This window comes from Pseudomonas sp. COW5 (genome assembly GCF_026240005.1).
Classification (GTDB): Bacteria; Pseudomonadota; Gammaproteobacteria; order Pseudomonadales; family Pseudomonadaceae; genus Aquipseudomonas; species Aquipseudomonas kribbensis.
This window is the reverse complement of the sequence record NZ_JAPHVP010000001.1, coordinates 3017126-3033708: the sequence shown is the minus strand read 5'-3', so window position 1 is coordinate 3033708 and position 16583 is coordinate 3017126. Positions and strand designations below refer to the sequence as shown.

Here is a 16583-nt window from a genome sequence, read left to right as displayed (position 1 = left end):
GAAGCCATCTCAAAAAAGAGATTACTCGATGATTTTGGCTACGACGCCAGCGCCGACGGTACGACCGCCTTCACGGATAGCGAAACGCAGACCGTCTTCCATCGCGATGGTTTTGATCAGGGTAACAGTCATCTGAATGTTGTCACCTGGCATTACCATTTCAACGCCTTCTGGCAGCTCGCAGTTACCAGTCACGTCAGTAGTACGGAAGTAGAACTGTGGACGGTAGCCTTTGAAGAACGGAGTGTGACGACCGCCTTCTTCCTTGCTCAGAACGTAAACTTCTGCGGTGAACTTGGTGTGCGGCTTAACCGAACCCGGCTTAACCAGAACCTGACCACGCTCAACGTCGTCACGCTTGGTACCACGCAGCAGAACGCCGCAGTTCTCGCCAGCACGACCTTCGTCCAGCAGCTTGCGGAACATCTCAACACCGGTGCAGGTGGTGGTGGTGGTGTCACGCAGACCAACGATTTCCAGGGCGTCCTGAACGCGAACGATACCACGCTCGATACGACCAGTTACCACGGTGCCACGACCCGAGATCGAGAACACGTCTTCGATTGGCATCAGGAACGGCTTGTCGATAGCACGCTCTGGCTCTGGGATGTAGCTGTCCAGAGTTTCCACCAGCTTCTTGACAGCGGTGGTGCCCATTTCGTTGTCGTCTTTGCCTTCCAGAGCCATACGAGCCGAACCGATGATGATCGGAGTGTCGTCGCCTGGGAAGTCGTAGGTGGACAGCAGGTCGCGAACTTCCATCTCAACCAGTTCCAGCAGCTCTGCGTCGTCTACCAGGTCAGCCTTGTTCAGGAAAACCACGATGTACGGAACGCCTACCTGACGGGACAGCAGGATGTGCTCACGAGTTTGTGGCATCGGACCATCGGCAGCCGAGCAAACCAGGATCGCGCCGTCCATCTGGGCAGCACCGGTGATCATGTTCTTCACGTAGTCAGCGTGACCTGGGCAGTCAACGTGAGCGTAGTGACGAATGTTCGAGTTGTACTCAACGTGCGCGGTGTTGATGGTGATACCGCGAGCTTTTTCTTCTGGAGCGCTGTCGATCTTGTCGAATTCAACTACGGCCGAACCGAAAACTTCGGAGCAGACGCGAGTCAGAGCAGCGGTCAGAGTGGTTTTACCATGGTCAACGTGGCCGATGGTGCCAACGTTTACGTGCGGTAGGGAACGATCAAATTTTTCTTTAGCCACGACAATTAACTCCTAGCCTAAAGGGGCTGAATCAGCCTTGTTTTTTGGTAACGGATTCGACGATGTGCGACGGAGCCGTATCGTATTTTTTGAATTCCATAGAGTAGCTTGCGCGACCCTGAGACATGGAACGAACGTCGGTCGCATAACCGAACATCTCACCCAGTGGAACTTCGGCACGGATAACCTTGCCGGACACTGTGTCTTCCATACCCTGGATCATGCCGCGACGACGGTTAAGGTCGCCCATCACGTCACCCATATAGTCTTCAGGCGTAACAACCTCTACCGCCATGATCGGCTCGAGCAACTCACCACCGCCCTTCTGGGCCAGTTGCTTGGTCGCCATGGAAGCAGCCACTTTAAACGCCATCTCGTTGGAGTCGACGTCGTGGTAAGAACCATCGAACACGGTAGCCTTCAGGCCGATCAGCGGATAGCCGGCAACAACGCCGTTCTTCATCTGCTCTTCGATACCCTTCTGGATAGCCGGGATGTATTCCTTAGGAACCACACCACCTACTACTTCGTTCAGGAATTGCAGACCTTCCTGACCTTCGTCAGCAGGAGCAAAGCGAATCCAGCAGTGACCGAACTGGCCACGACCGCCGGACTGACGAACGAACTTGCCTTCGATTTCGCAGTTCTTCGTGATGCGCTCACGGTACGAAACTTGAGGCTTGCCGATGTTGGCTTCGACGTTGAACTCACGGCGCATCCGGTCAACCAGGATGTCCAGGTGCAGCTCGCCCATGCCGGAGATGATCGTTTGACCAGTCTCTTCATCAGTTTTAACGCGGAAAGACGGGTCTTCCTGAGCCAGCTTGCCCAGAGCGATGCCCATTTTTTCCTGGTCATCCTTGGTCTTAGGCTCTACGGCAACCGAAATAACCGGCTCCGGGAAGTCCATGCGAACCAGGATGATTGGCTTGTCAGCGTTGCAGAGGGTTTCACCAGTGGTGACGTCCTTCATGCCGATCAGGGCCGCGATGTCGCCAGCGCGCACTTCCTTGATCTCCTCACGGGCGTTTGCGTGCATTTGCACCATACGACCCACGCGCTCTTTCTTGCCTTTGACCGAGTTGATCACGCCGTCGCCGGAGTTCAACACGCCCGAGTAAACGCGGACGAAGGTCAGAGTACCCACGAATGGGTCGGTAGCGATCTTGAACGCCAACGCCGCGAACGGCTCGTCGTCGCTTGCATGACGCTCCATCTCTTCTTCCTCGTTATCAGGGTTGGAGCCCTTGATAGCAGGAATGTCGGTCGGAGCAGGCAGGAAGTCGATAACGGCGTCGAGAACCAGGGGAACACCCTTGTTCTTGAAGGACGAACCGCAAACAGCCAGAACGATTTCGCCAGCGATAGTACGCTGACGCAGAGCAGCCTTGATCTCGGCGATCGACAGCTCTTCACCTTCCAGGTACTTGTTCATCAGCTCTTCACTGGCTTCGGCCGCAGCCTCAACCATGTTGCTGCGCCATTCAGTGGCCAGCTCGAGCATGTCCGCAGGGATTTCCTTGCGAACAGGAACCATACCCTTGTCAGAGTCGTTCCAGTAAACAGCTTGCATGTTGATCAGGTCGATCTGGCCCTGGAAGTTGTCTTCCGAACCGATAGCCAGCTGGATCGGCACCGGAGTGTGACCCAGACGCTGTTTGATCTGACCGATCACGCGCAGGAAGTTGGCACCAGCACGGTCCATCTTGTTTACATAAACAAGACGTGGAACGCCGTATTTGTTGGCTTGACGCCATACGGTTTCCGACTGAGGCTCAACACCCGAAGTACCGCAGAACACAACGACAGCGCCGTCGAGTACGCGCAGGGAACGTTCTACTTCAATAGTGAAGTCTACGTGGCCCGGGGTATCGATTACGTTGAAGCGATGCTCGTGCGGGTACTGCTTCTCGGAACCTTTCCAGAAGGCGGTAATGGCAGCAGAAGTAATGGTAATACCACGCTCCTGCTCCTGAACCATCCAGTCTGTGGTCGCGGCGCCGTCATGCACCTCGCCCATTTTGTGACTTTTGCCAGTGTAAAAAAGGACGCGCTCGGTGGTGGTGGTTTTACCAGCATCCACGTGAGCGACGATACCGATGTTACGGTAGCGACTAATCGGAGTAGTACGAGCCATAAAGCCCTCGCAAAATTAGTGAAGCTAAAATTAGAAGCGGTAGTGCGAGAAAGCTTTGTTAGCTTCGGCCATACGGTGCACGTCTTCACGCTTCTTAACAGCAGCACCTTTACCTTCAGCAGCATCCAGCAGCTCGCCAGCCAAGCGCAGAGCCATAGACTTCTCGCCACGCTTGCGGGCGAAGTCTACCAACCAGCGCATTGCCAGAGCGTTACGACGGGACGGACGAACTTCGACCGGAACCTGGTAAGTAGCACCACCAACGCGGCGCGACTTCACTTCGACCAGCGGAGCGATGGCGTCGAGTGCTTTTTCGAAGAGTTCCAGGGGATCGGTGCCGGTCTTGCGAGCCGCAACGGTTTCCAGGGCACCATAAACGATACGCTCGGCAACGGCTTTCTTGCCGCTTTCCATAACGTGGTTCATGAATTTGGCGAGGATTTGGCTTCCGTATTTCGGATCGTCCAGAATCTCACGCTTTGCTGCTACGCGACGTCTTGGCATTGATAAGCCCTCAAACGGTCTTCAGGTTAGTTCGGGACAGATCCTTGAGGATTCGCGCCCGACCTTACTCTTATCGACTCAATAAAATGAAAATCTGCAAAACGGCCGATTACTTCGGACGCTTGGTACCGTACTTCGAACGACCCTGGTTACGGCCTTTAACGCCGGAAGTATCCAAGGAGCCGCGAACGGTGTGGTAACGAACACCTGGCAAGTCTTTTACACGACCGCCGCGGATCAGTACCACGCTGTGCTCTTGCAGGTTGTGGCCTTCACCACCGATGTACGAGGAAACCTCGAAACCGTTGGTCAGACGCACACGGCATACTTTACGCAGTGCCGAGTTAGGTTTTTTCGGCGTAGTGGTGTACACACGGGTGCACACGCCACGACGTTGCGGGCAGTTCTGCAGCGCAGGTACGTCGGATTTCTCGACGATACGCTTACGCGGCTGACGTACCAGCTGGTTGATAGTTGCCATCTACTAGCTCCACTGTTGTCTTGCGACGCTATTGTCTTGCAAGAAAAGCAAAATGGCAGGAACGGATTCCCGCCAAATTTAGGGGATCAAGAGTCTAAAGAGGATCTTGTCCCCAGTCAAGGCAAGGCCCCGACCTCCCCGCTCGTCGAACCTCGACAAATTGTCTCGATTCGATGAACGGTTAGATCAGGGCCTCAGCTCATTTGTCGCAGAACTCAGTTACCGCTCGAGTTCAGCGCTTCGGTCAGTGCAGCTTCCACTTCACTGGCGCTTACGCGCAACGGCTTGTCTGCATCACGACGACGCTTGCGCTCGCTGTGATAAGCCAGACCGGTACCGGCCGGGATCAGACGACCCACAACCACGTTTTCTTTCAGGCCGCGCAGGTAATCGCGCTTGCCGGTTACGGCCGCTTCGGTCAGTACGCGGGTGGTTTCCTGGAAGGAAGCCGCCGAGATGAACGATTCGGTCGACAACGACGCCTTGGTGATACCCAGCAGAACGCGGGTGAACTTGGAGACAAACTTGTCTTCCGCGTTCAGACGCTCGTTCTCTACCAGAACGTGAGTCAGTTCCATCTGGTCGCCCTTGATGAAGCTGGAGTCGCCGGACTCGGAGATCTCAACTTTACGCAGCATCTGACGCAGGATGGTCTCGATGTGCTTGTCGTTGATCTTCACGCCCTGCAGACGGTAAACGTCCTGGATCTCGTTAACGATGTACTTGGCCAGCGCGCTCACACCCAGCAGACGCAGGATGTCGTGCGGATCGCTCGGACCGTCGGAGATAACTTCGCCGCGGTTTACCTGTTCGCCTTCGAACACGTTCAGGTGACGCCACTTCGGAATCAGCTCTTCGTACGGATCGCTACCGTCGTTCGGGGTGATGACCAGACGGCGCTTGCCCTTGGTCTCTTTACCGAACGCGATGGTGCCGCTGACTTCAGCCAGAATCGATGCTTCTTTCGGACGGCGGGCCTCGAACAGGTCGGCAACACGCGGCAGACCACCGGTGATGTCACGAGTCTTCGAAGTTTCCTGCGGGATACGAGCGATAACATCACCGATCGCAATCTTCGCACCGTCCGCAACGCCGACCAGGGCGTTGGCTGGCAGGAAGTACTGAGCAATAACGTCAGTGCCTGGCAGCAACAGATCCTTGCCGTTGTCATCGACCATCTTCACAGCAGGACGAATGTCCTTGCCGGCAGCCGGACGATCTTTCGGATCAAGTACTTCAATGTTGGTCATACCGGTCAATTCGTCAGTCTGACGCTTGATCGTGATGCCTTCTTCCATGCCCACGTAGGTCACGGTACCTTTCATTTCGGTAACGATCGGGTGAGTGTGCGGATCCCACTTGGCCACGATGGCGCCAGCGTCGACCTTGTCACCTTCTTTAACCGAAATCACGGCACCGTACGGCAGCTTGTAACGTTCGCGCTCACGACCGAAGTCGTCAGCAATCGCCAGCTCACCGGAACGGGACACGGCAACCAGGTTGCCATCCACACGCTCAACGTGCTTCAGGTTATGCAGACGGACGGTACCGCCGTTCTTCACCTGAACACTGTCGGCTGCGGAAGTACGGCTTGCCGCACCACCGATGTGGAACGTACGCATCGTCAGCTGGGTACCCGGCTCACCGATGGACTGGGCAGCGATTACGCCGACCGACTCACCGATGTTCACCTGGTGACCACGAGCCAGGTCACGGCCGTAGCACTTGGCGCAGATGCCGTAGCGGGTTTCGCAGCTGATCGGCGAGCGCACGATCACTTCGTCGATGCTGTTCAGCTCGATGAACTCGACCCACTTCTCGTCTACCAGAGTGCCGGCAGGAACGATGACGTCCTCGGTACCCGGCTTGAATACGTCACGGGCGATGACACGACCCAATACGCGCTCACCCAGCGGCTCTACAACGTCACCGCCTTCAATGTGCGGAGTCATTACCAGGCCATGCTCGGTGCCGCAATCGATCTCGGTCACGACCAGATCCTGCGCCACGTCTACCAGACGACGAGTCAGGTAACCGGAGTTCGCAGTCTTCAACGCGGTATCCGCCAGACCTTTACGAGCACCGTGAGTCGAGATGAAGTACTGGAGTACGCTCAGACCTTCACGGAAGTTCGCGGTAATTGGCGTTTCGATGATGGAACCGTCCGGCTTGGCCATCAGACCACGCATACCGGCCAGCTGACGAATCTGTGCTGCGGAACCCCGCGCACCCGAGTCGGCCATCATGTACATCGAGTTGAACGATTCCTGCTCGACTTCGTCGCCGTGACGGTCGATGACTTTCTCTTTCGAGAGGTTGGCCATCATCGCCTTGGAGACTTCGTCGTTCGCTTTCGACCAAAGGTCGATCACTTTGTTGTACTTCTCGCCCTGGGTTACCAGGCCGGACGCGTACTGGCTCTCGATCTCTTTCACTTCGTCGGTGGCAGCACCGATGATGCGGGCTTTTTCATCCGGGATAACGAAGTCGTTAACACCGATGGAAACGCCGGAAATGGTCGAGTAGGCAAAACCGGTGTACATCAACTGGTCAGCGAAGATCACGGTCTCTTTCAGACCAACCACGCGGTAGCACTGGTTGATCAGTTTGGAGATCGCCTTTTTCTTCATCGGCAGGTTGACGACGTCGAACGACAGACCTTTTGGCACGACCTGGAACAGCAGCGCACGGCCGACAGTGGTGTCGACGATACGGGTGTTGTTCACGCTGTTGCCGTCACGATCGTTCACGGTTTCGTTGATACGAACCTTGATCTTCGCGTGCAGTGCGGCTTCGCCGGCACGGAACACACGGTCAACTTCCTGCAGATCCGCGAACACACGACCTTCGCCCTTGGCGTTGATCGCTTCACGAGTCATGTAGTACAGACCCAATACAACGTCCTGCGACGGAACGATGATTGGCTCACCGTTGGCTGGCGACAGAATGTTGTTGGTCGACATCATCAACGCACGCGCTTCGAGCTGGGCTTCCAGCGTCAGCGGTACGTGCACGGCCATTTGGTCGCCGTCGAAGTCGGCGTTGTACGCAGCACAGACCAGAGGGTGCAGCTGGATAGCCTTACCTTCGATCAGTACCGGTTCAAACGCCTGGATACCCAGACGGTGAAGGGTCGGTGCACGGTTGAGAAGAACCGGGTGTTCGCGAATCACTTCAGCGAGAACGTCCCAAACTTCCGGCAGCTCGCGCTCGACCATTTTCTTGGCCGCTTTGATGGTGGTCGCCAGACCACGCATTTCCAGCTTGCCGAAAATGAACGGCTTGAACAGCTCGAGAGCCATTTTCTTCGGCAGACCGCACTGGTGCAGACGCAGGGTCGGGCCTACGGTAATTACCGAACGACCGGAGTAGTCAACACGCTTACCGAGCAAGTTCTGACGGAAACGACCTTGCTTACCCTTGATCATGTCAGCCAGGGATTTCAGAGGGCGCTTGTTCGAACCGGTGATAGCGCGGCCACGACGACCGTTGTCGAGCAGCGCATCGACAGCTTCCTGCAACATACGCTTTTCGTTGCGCACGATGATGTCCGGAGCGGACAGATCCAGCAGGCGCTTCAAACGGTTGTTACGGTTGATCACTCGACGATACAGATCGTTGAGGTCGGAAGTCGCGAAGCGACCGCCATCCAGCGGGACCAGTGGACGCAGATCCGGCGGCAGAACCGGCAGAACGGTCAGCACCATCCACTCTGGCAGGTTGCCGGAACCCTGGAAGGCTTCCATCAACTTCAGACGCTTGGACAGCTTCTTGATCTTGGTTTCGGAGTTGGTTTGCGGAATTTCTTCACGCAGACGGCCAATCTCGTGCTCCAGGTCGATAGCGTGCAGCAGTTCACGGACAGCTTCAGCACCCATGCGGGCGTCGAAATCGTCACCGAACTCTTCCAGCGCTTCGAAGTACTGCTCGTCGTTCAGCAGCTGACCTTTTTCAAGAGTGGTCATGCCTGGATCGATAACGACATAGCTCTCGAAGTAGAGAACGCGTTCGATATCACGCAGGGTCATGTCCATCAGCAGGCCGATACGGGACGGCAGCGATTTCAGGAACCAGATGTGGGCAACCGGCGAAGCCAGCTCGATGTGCGCCATGCGCTCACGACGAACCTTGGCCAGCGCAACTTCAACGCCGCACTTCTCGCAGATAACACCACGATGCTTCAAGCGCTTGTACTTACCGCACAGGCACTCGTAATCCTTTACCGGGCCAAAGATCTTGGCGCAGAACAGACCGTCACGCTCGGGTTTGAACGTACGGTAGTTGATGGTTTCCGGCTTTTTAACTTCACCGAACGACCACGAGCGGATCATCTCAGGCGAGGCCAATCCGATACGGATGGCGTCGAACTCTTCGACTTGACCCTGGTTTTTCAGCAAATTCAGTAGGTCTTTCAAGGCCTTTCCTCCTGGCGGAGCAGAGAGCGGGCAATCCTGCCCCGCTCTCGATCGCGTCACGTGTTATTCGGTTTCCAGATCGATATCGATGCCGAGGGAACGAATTTCCTTGATCAACACGTTGAAGGACTCGGGCATGCCCGGCTCCATACGGTGATCGCCGTCCACGATGTTTTTGTACATCTTGGTCCGGCCGTTCACATCGTCCGACTTCACTGTGAGCATTTCTTGCAGAGTGTAAGCAGCACCGTATGCTTCCAGTGCCCAGACCTCCATCTCCCCGAAACGCTGACCACCGAACTGCGCCTTACCACCCAGCGGCTGCTGGGTAACTAGGCTGTACGAACCGGTAGAACGCGCGTGCATCTTGTCGTCTACCAAGTGGTTCAGCTTCAGCATGTACATGTAGCCAACGGTAACTGGACGCTCGAACTTGTTGCCGGTACGGCCGTCGGTCAGCTGCATCTGGCCGCTTTCTGGCAGGTCCGCCAGTTTCAGCATGGCCTTGATTTCGCTTTCCTTGGCACCGTCGAACACTGGGGTGGCCATTGGAACGCCGCCACGCAGGTTCTTCGCCAGGTCCAGGATTTCCTGATCGGAGAAGCTGTCCAGATCTTCGTTACGACCGCCGATCTGGTTGTAAATCTCGTCCAGGAAGGTGCGCAGCTCAGCGACTTTGCGCTGCTCTTCGACCATCCGGTTGATCTTCTCGCCCAGACCTTTGGCCGCGAGGCCCAGGTGGGTTTCAAGGATCTGACCAACGTTCATACGCGAAGGTACGCCCAGCGGGTTGAGGACCACGTCGACCGGGGTGCCATTGGCATCGTGCGGCATGTCTTCAACCGGCATGATCACGGAGACCACACCCTTGTTACCGTGACGACCGGCCATCTTGTCGCCCGGCTGGATGCGACGACGGATTGCCAGGTAAACCTTGACGATCTTCAGCACGCCTGGAGCCAGGTCATCGCCCTGCTGCAGTTTGCGCTTCTTGTCTTCGAACTTGTCGTCCAGCAGACGGCGACGATCAACGATGTAGGCCTGAGCCTTCTCGAGCTGCTCGTTCAGAGCATCTTCAGCCATGCGCAGTTTGAACCACTGACCATGCTCAAGACCGTCGAGTACTTCGTCGGTGATGTCCTGACCTTTCTTCAGGCCCGCGCCGCCTTCAGCCTTGTGGCCTACCAGAGCGGAACGCAGACGTTCGAAGGTCGCGCCTTCAACGATGCGGAACTCTTCGTTCAGATCCTTGCGGATCTCGTCCAGCTGGGTCTTCTCGATCGACAGGGCACGAGCATCACGCTCAACGCCGTCACGAGTGAAGACCTGCACGTCGATGACAGTACCTTTGGTACCGGTAGGTACACGCAGGGAAGTGTCTTTAACGTCGCTGGCTTTTTCACCGAAGATCGCGCGCAGCAGTTTTTCTTCCGGAGTCAGTTGGGTCTCGCCTTTCGGAGTGACCTTACCAACCAGGATGTCGCCTGCGCCAACTTCAGCACCTACATAAACGATACCGGCTTCGTCCAGCTTGTTCAGTGCAGCTTCACCCACGTTCGGGATGTCCGCAGTGATTTCCTCTGGGCCAAGCTTGGTGTCACGGGCCACACAGGTCAGTTCCTGAATGTGGATCGTGGTGAAGCGGTCTTCCTGAACCACACGCTCGGACAGGCAGATGGAGTCTTCGAAGTTGAAGCCGTTCCACGCCATGAACGCGATGCGCATGTTCTGACCCAGAGCCAGTTCACCCATATCGGTGGACGGACCGTCGGCCATGATGTCGCTACGCTGAACGCGATCACCCTTGCTCACCAGCGGACGCTGGTTGATGCAGGTGTTCTGGTTCGAGCGGGTGTATTTGGTCAGGTTGTAGATGTCGACACCAGCTTCACCGGTTTCAACTTCGTCATCGGCAACACGAACCACGATACGGCTGGCATCGACGGAATCGATCACGCCGCCACGACGAGCCACGACGCAAACGCCGGAGTCGCGAGCCACGTTACGCTCCATGCCGGTACCTACCAGCGGCTTGTCGGCACGCAGGGTTGGTACAGCCTGACGCTGCATGTTCGAACCCATCAACGCACGGTTGGCGTCGTCGTGCTCGAGGAACGGAATCAGCGACGCTGCAACCGAAACTACTTGCTTCGGCGAAACGTCCATCAGGGTGACTTCTTCAGGCGCCTTGACGGTGAATTCGTTCAGGTGACGTACGGCTACCAGTTCGTCGATCAGGACTTTCTGGTCGTTCATGGTCGCCGAAGCCTGCGCGATCACGTGATCGGCTTCTTCAATAGCGGACAGGAACACGATCTCGTCGGTAACCACACCCTCTTTCACCACACGGTACGGGCTCTCGAGGAAGCCGTACTGGTTGGTGCGAGCGTAAGCAGCCAGGGAGTTGATCAGACCGATGTTCGGACCTTCCGGCGTTTCGATCGGGCAGACACGACCGTAGTGAGTCGGGTGTACGTCACGAACTTCGAAGCCTGCGCGCTCACGAGTCAGACCACCAGGGCCGAGTGCGGAGACACGACGCTTGTGGGTAATCTCGGACAGCGGGTTGTTCTGGTCCATGAACTGCGACAGCTGGCTGGAACCGAAGAACTCTTTCACCGCAGCAGCCACTGGCTTGGCGTTGATCAGGTCTTGCGGCATCAGGCCTTCGCTTTCAGCCATCGACAGACGCTCTTTGACCGCACGTTCAACACGTACCAGGCCAACGCGGAACTGGTTCTCGGCCATTTCGCCTACGCAGCGAACACGACGGTTACCCAGGTGGTCGATGTCGTCGACGATGCCTTTACCGTTACGGATGTCGACCAGAGTCTTCAGTACCGCGACGATGTCTTCCTTGCACAGCACGCCCGAACCTTCGATCTCGGTACGACCGATACGACGGTTGAACTTCATCCGGCCGACCGCAGACAGGTCATAACGCTCAGGGCTGAAGAACAGGTTGTTGAACAGGGTTTCGGCAGCGTCTTTGGTTGGCGGCTCGCCTGGACGCATCATGCGATAGATTTCGACCAGCGCTTCCAATTGGTTGCTGGTGGAGTCGATCTTCAGAGTGTCAGAGACGAACGGACCGCAGTCGATATCGTTGGTGTACAGAGTTTCGATGCGAACGACGCCGGCCTTGGCGACTTTCGCCAGGACTTCAGTGGTCAGCTCGGTGTTGCACTCTGCCAGGATTTCGCCGGTTGCCGGATGCACGATGACCTTGGCGGTGGTGCGACCCAGGACGTAGTCCAGAGGCACGTCCAGCTCTTTGATCCCGGCTTTTTCCAGCTGGTTGATGTGACGGGCAGTGATACGACGACCCTGCTCGACAATTACCTTGCCTTTGTCATCCTGAATATCGAGAACAGCAACTTCACCGCGCAGACGCTGAGGTACCAGTTCCAGGCTCAGGGTCTCGCCCTTAACGTGGAATACGTTGGTGGTGTAGAAAGCGTCCAGCACTTCTTCGGTGGTATAGCCGAGCGCGCGCAGCAGTACCGAGGCCGGCAGCTTGCGACGACGGTCGATACGTACGAATACGCAGTCCTTCGGGTCGAACTCGAAGTCCAGCCAGGAACCGCGGTAAGGAATGATGCGTGCGGAGTACAGCAGTTTGCCGGAGCTGTGCGTCTTGCCACGGTCGTGGTCGAAGAACACGCCCGGGGAGCGGTGCAACTGGGAAACGATCACACGCTCGGTACCGTTGATTACGAAGGTACCGTTCTCAGTCATCAGGGGGATTTCACCCATGTAGACTTCTTGCTCTTTGATGTCCTTGATCGCTTTGTTCGACGATTCTTTGTCGAAAATGATCAGGCGCACTTTTACCCGCAAAGGTACGGCGAAAGTTACACCGCGCAATACGCATTCTTTGACATCAAATGCCGGTTCGCCCAGGCGATAACCGACGTACTCCAGCGCAGCATTGCCGGAGTAGCTGATGATCGGGAAAACGGATTTGAAGGCCGCATGCAGGCCCACGTCGCGGAACTGATCTTTAGTCGCTCCCGCTTGCAAGAATTCACGATACGAATCCAGCTGGATGGCCAGGAGGTAAGGCACATCCATGACGTCCGGCAACTTGCTAAAGTCCTTGCGGATACGTTTTTTCTCAGTATATGAGTAAGCCATCAGCGTTCCCCAGCTTGGTCACCTGCTTGTTTGGCCCCTCCCGACGGGAGCAGCCAGAAAATCGTGCAAACCCCATGGTTTGCGCCATCACATCGGATGGTTACAGCTCGTTATCGACACCGACCGAGTCGGCTGCCAATAACGGAAAAAGGCCGGTGGCAAGAGCCACCAGCCATCAGCCTGTCGCTTGACGCTCGGGCTGGAGGAGCAAAGTCGATGCTTACTTCAGCTCGACTTTAGCGCCTGCTTCTTCCAGCTTCTTCTTAGCGTCTTCAGCAGCTTCTTTCGAAACGCCTTCAGCTACAACCTGAGGAGCGCCGTCGACTTTCTCTTTGGCTTCTTTCAGGCCCAGACCGGTCAGTTCACGAACTGCCTTGATCACGTTTACTTTCTTCTCGCCGGCTTCAACCAGAACAACGTTGAACTCGGTTTGCTCTTCAACAACAGCGGCAGCAGCAGCTGGACCAGCAGCAGCAACAGCAGCGGTCACGCCGAAGGTTTCTTCCATTGCTTTGATCAGCTCAACAACTTCCAGAACGGTTTTCTGGCCGATTGCTTCGATGATTTGTTCGTTAGTCAGAGACATGACTCAATTCCTGATTTGGTGGACAGCCTGTACGGCCGTCGAAATAAACAAAAATACGCGAGATTGGAAACGCTCAGCCTCAGGCTGCAGCAGCTTCTTTCTGATCGCGAATTGCCGCCAGAGTACGAGCCAGCTTGCTGGTAGCGCCTTGAATCACGCTCATCAGTTTCGCAATAGCTTCGTCGCGAGTTGGCAGGCTTGCCAGCACGTCGATCTCATTCGCTGCGAGGAACTTGCCCTCGAACGAAGCTGCCTTGATCTCGAACTTATCCTGACCCTTGGCAAATTCCTTGAACAGACGAGCAGCAGCGCCCGGGTGTTCGTTGGAGAATGCGATCAGGGTCGGGCCGGTGAACGCGTCGTTCAGCACTTCGTACGAAGTGCCAGCAACAGCGCGCTTGAGCAGGGTGTTACGTACAACACGTACGTAAACGCCAGCTTCACGAGCCTCTTTACGGAGTCCGGTCATTGCGCCTACTGTTACGCCACGGGCATCAACCACGACAGCGGACAGAGCGACTTTGGCAGCCTCGTTGACTTCAGCGACGATGGCCTTCTTGTCTTCGAGATTAATTGCCACGGGTTTAACTCCTGCTTGTTACCGTTTCATTCGATCGAAACCGAATGTCGTTTTGGTGTCTGATTCGGTAAGGAACCGGGAGCACCATCTGCGTAGGCTTGAGGTTTAAGACTTGCGTCGCCTACGGTCTTGGATAGCCCCCGCCAGGCAGGGACCCCAATCTTTCAATTGGCGCAGTCAACTGCGCCAATTTTTGTCTTACGCGTCCAGCGAGCTCTGGTCGATGACCAGACCTGGGCCCATGGTGGTGCTCAGGGTAACGCGCTTGACGTAGATACCTTTCGAGGAAGCTGGCTTGATACGCTTCAGGTCAGCGATCAGGGCTTCAACGTTTTCCTTCAGCTTGACGGCGTCGAAGCCGATCTTGCCAACGGAAGTGTGGATGATGCCGTTTTTGTCGGTGCGATAACGAACCTGACCAGCCTTGGCGTTTTTAACCGCGGTGGCTACGTCCGGAGTAACGGTACCAACTTTCGGGTTAGGCATCAGACCACGTGGACCGAGGATCTGACCCAGTTGACCTACAACGCGCATGGCATCCGGGGATGCGATCACTACGTCATAGTTCAGGTCGCCGCCTTTCATTTCGGCAGCCAGTTCGTCCATACCTACGCGGTCAGCGCCGGCAGCCAGAGCGGCCTCGGCAGCCGGACCCTGGGTGAACACAGCAACGCGAACGGTCTTGCCAGTGCCGTGTGGCAGCACAGTAGCGCTACGAACGACCTGGTCGGATTTACGCGGGTCTACGCCCAGGTTAACGGCCACATCGAACGACTCGACGAACTTGGCAGCTGGCAGCGAGGCCAGCAGAGTTGCGGCCTCTTCGAAGTTGTAGGACTTGCCCGCTTCGATCTTTTCAGCGATAGCCTTTTGGCGCTTGGTCAGCTTAGCCATTACACACCCTCCACGTTAAGGCCCATGCTACGAGCAGAACCGGCGATAGTGCGCACGGCTGCATCCATATCAGCTGCAGTCAGATCCGCGTTTTTGGTTTTCGCGATTTCTTCCAGCTGAGCACGGGTAACAGTGCCAACCTTAACGGTGTTCGGACGAGCGGAACCGCTGGTCAGACCGGCCGCCTTCTTCAGCAGAACCGAAGCAGGGGTGGATTTGGTTTCGAAAGTGAAGCTACGGTCGCTGTAGACAGTGATGATCACTGGAGTCGGCAGACCAGCTTCCAGGCCCTGGGTACGGGCGTTGAAAGCTTTGCAGAATTCCATGATGTTCACGCCGTGCTGACCCAGAGCAGGACCAACAGGTGGGCTTGGGTTAGCCTGAGCGGCCTTCACTTGCAGCTTGATGTAAGCGGTAATCTTCTTGGCCATGAGGCACTCCAATTACGGGTTCGAACGCCTCGAAAGGCTCCCCGGTTACTTGCGCGTTTATCCCAGTGACGACAAAACCCCACAGCCTAGGGCTGCGGGGTTGGGATGCTTGTCCAGTTAGACCTTTTCGACCTGACTGAACTCCAACTCTACCGGAGTAGAGCGACCGAAAATGAGCACTGCCACTTGGATCCGGCTCTTTTCGTAGTTAACTTCTTCAACAACACCGTTAAAGTCAGCGAATGGACCGTCATTGACACGAACGGTTTCACCTGGCTCGAACAACGTCTTCGGCTTCGGCTTGTCACTACCGTCAGCAACGCGACGCAGAATCGCCTCGGCTTCTTTATCAGTGATTGGCGCAGGCTTGTCAGCGGTACCGCCGATAAAACCCATCACCCGAGGAGTGTCCTTGACCAAGTGCCAAGTACCCTCGTTCATATCCATCTGCACCAGCACATAACCAGGGAAGAACTTGCGTTCGCTTTTGCGCTTCTGGCCATTACGCATTTCAACCACTTCTTCAGTGGGAACCAGAATTTCGCCGAAGCCATCTTCCATGCCAGCCAGCTTTACACGCTCGATCAGCGAGCGCATGACATGCTTCTCGTAACCCGAGTAAGCATGCACAACGTACCAACGCTTAGCCACGGGACACCCTTAGCCGACAATCAAGGAAACAAGCCAGCCGAGCAGGGAATCAAGCCCCCACAACAGCAACGCCATAACCAGAACAACAGCCACAACAATCAGAGTGGTCTGCGTGGTTTCTTGGCGAGTTGGCCATACGACTTTACGAATCTCGGTACGAGCTTCCTTAACCAGTACAAAGAAAGACTTGCCCTTGGCAGTCTGCAGGCCTACAAAGGCAGCTACAGCAGCAATGACAAGCAAAGCGAGTACACGGTACAGGATCGGCGAAGCAGAGTAATACTGATTGCCTACAACGCCAACCACCACCAAAGCGACCACTACAAGCCACTTGAGCAGATCGAAGCGAGAGCCTTGAGCTTCAGCCTTAGGAGTCATCTATGAAGATCCTGTGAAAAGAAAGCCAGACACACCGAGTGAATCTGGCAGGTCAGGAGGGAATCGAACCCCCAACCTACGGTTTTGGAGACCGTCGCTCTGCCAATTGAGCTACTGACCTAAAACAAAATCAGGCCGACCATTATGCCGGCCCGAAAAATACATTACAACTAC

General features: G+C 56.0%; 12 protein-coding genes and 1 tRNA gene. All 13 read right to left on the bottom strand.

What is annotated here, in order from left to right:
* Positions 1 to 21: 21 nt before the first annotated feature.
* Entirely contained in the window at positions 22 to 1215 is a 1194-nt protein-coding gene (gene tuf, locus OQ248_RS13765) for an elongation factor Tu (protein WP_010220303.1), read from the bottom strand.
* A gap of 31 nt (positions 1216 to 1246) precedes the next feature.
* Positions 1247 to 3352, bottom strand: coding sequence for an elongation factor G (gene fusA / locus OQ248_RS13760; protein ID WP_085712351.1), 2106 nt, complete (start codon positions 3350 to 3352; stop codon positions 1247 to 1249).
* A 30-nt stretch (positions 3353 to 3382) separates the two neighbouring features.
* Entirely contained in the window at positions 3383 to 3856 is a 474-nt protein-coding gene (gene rpsG / locus OQ248_RS13755; RefSeq protein WP_007957592.1) for a 30S ribosomal protein S7, read from the bottom strand.
* Between the two features lie 109 nt (positions 3857 to 3965).
* The gene (gene rpsL / locus OQ248_RS13750) at positions 3966 to 4337 is read right to left on the bottom strand and encodes a 30S ribosomal protein S12 (RefSeq protein WP_003186084.1); all 372 of its coding nucleotides are present in this window, start codon (positions 4335 to 4337) and stop codon (positions 3966 to 3968) included.
* A gap of 215 nt (positions 4338 to 4552) precedes the next feature.
* Positions 4553 to 8752: a DNA-directed RNA polymerase subunit beta' gene (gene rpoC / locus OQ248_RS13745; RefSeq protein ID WP_085712352.1), complete on the bottom strand. Its 4200-nt coding sequence runs from the start codon at positions 8750 to 8752 to the stop codon at positions 4553 to 4555.
* Positions 8753 to 8815: 63 nt separating this feature from the next.
* The gene (gene rpoB, locus OQ248_RS13740) at positions 8816 to 12889 is read right to left on the bottom strand and encodes a DNA-directed RNA polymerase subunit beta (RefSeq protein WP_085712353.1); all 4074 of its coding nucleotides are present in this window, start codon (positions 12887 to 12889) and stop codon (positions 8816 to 8818) included.
* A gap of 220 nt (positions 12890 to 13109) precedes the next feature.
* Positions 13110 to 13475, bottom strand: coding sequence for a 50S ribosomal protein L7/L12 (rplL, locus tag OQ248_RS13735; protein ID WP_007957596.1), 366 nt, complete (start codon positions 13473 to 13475; stop codon positions 13110 to 13112).
* 79 nt (positions 13476 to 13554) lie between these two features.
* Positions 13555 to 14055, bottom strand: a complete 501-nt coding sequence (rplJ, locus tag OQ248_RS13730) for a 50S ribosomal protein L10 (RefSeq protein WP_011336174.1) — start codon at positions 14053 to 14055, stop codon at positions 13555 to 13557.
* Between the two features lie 198 nt (positions 14056 to 14253).
* Positions 14254 to 14949, bottom strand: a complete 696-nt coding sequence (rplA, locus tag OQ248_RS13725; protein WP_011336175.1) for a 50S ribosomal protein L1 — start codon at positions 14947 to 14949, stop codon at positions 14254 to 14256.
* Positions 14949 to 15380 (bottom strand): 50S ribosomal protein L11, encoded by a 432-nt coding sequence (rplK, locus tag OQ248_RS13720; RefSeq protein WP_003228756.1) that lies wholly within the window; start codon positions 15378 to 15380, stop codon positions 14949 to 14951. Before rplK ends, rplA begins: the two co-directional genes overlap by 1 nt.
* Positions 15381 to 15497: 117 nt before the next feature.
* Positions 15498 to 16031, bottom strand: a complete 534-nt coding sequence (nusG, locus tag OQ248_RS13715) for a transcription termination/antitermination protein NusG (protein ID WP_007957598.1) — start codon at positions 16029 to 16031, stop codon at positions 15498 to 15500.
* Positions 16032 to 16040: 9 nt separating this feature from the next.
* The gene (gene secE, locus OQ248_RS13710; protein ID WP_007916493.1) at positions 16041 to 16409 is read right to left on the bottom strand and encodes a preprotein translocase subunit SecE; all 369 of its coding nucleotides are present in this window, start codon (positions 16407 to 16409) and stop codon (positions 16041 to 16043) included.
* Positions 16410 to 16454: 45 nt separating this feature from the next.
* Positions 16455 to 16530, bottom strand: a tRNA-Trp gene (locus tag OQ248_RS13705).
* Positions 16531 to 16583 lie beyond the last annotated feature (53 nt).

Bases quoted from the DNA above. Each gene is read 5' to 3' on its own strand.
- rpsG (WP_007957592.1), bottom strand. From the start codon at position 3,856: ATGCCAAGACGTCGCGTAGCAGCAAAGCGTGAGATTCTGGACGATCCG.
- rplK (WP_003228756.1), bottom strand. From the start codon at position 15,380: ATGGCCAAGAAGATTACCGCTTACATCAAGCTGCAAGTGAAGGCCGCT.
- rpsL (WP_003186084.1), bottom strand. From the start codon at position 4,337: ATGGCAACTATCAACCAGCTGGTACGTCAGCCGCGTAAGCGTATCGTC.
- secE (WP_007916493.1), bottom strand. From the start codon at position 16,409: ATGACTCCTAAGGCTGAAGCTCAAGGCTCTCGCTTCGATCTGCTCAAG.
- rplL (WP_007957596.1), bottom strand. From the start codon at position 13,475: ATGTCTCTGACTAACGAACAAATCATCGAAGCAATCGGCCAGAAAACC.
- rplA (WP_011336175.1), bottom strand. From the start codon at position 14,949: ATGGCTAAGCTGACCAAGCGCCAAAAGGCTATCGCTGAAAAGATCGAA.
- rpoB (WP_085712353.1), bottom strand. From the start codon at position 12,889: ATGGCTTACTCATATACTGAGAAAAAACGTATCCGCAAGGACTTTAGC.
- fusA (WP_085712351.1), bottom strand. From the start codon at position 3,352: ATGGCTCGTACTACTCCGATTAGTCGCTACCGTAACATCGGTATCGTC.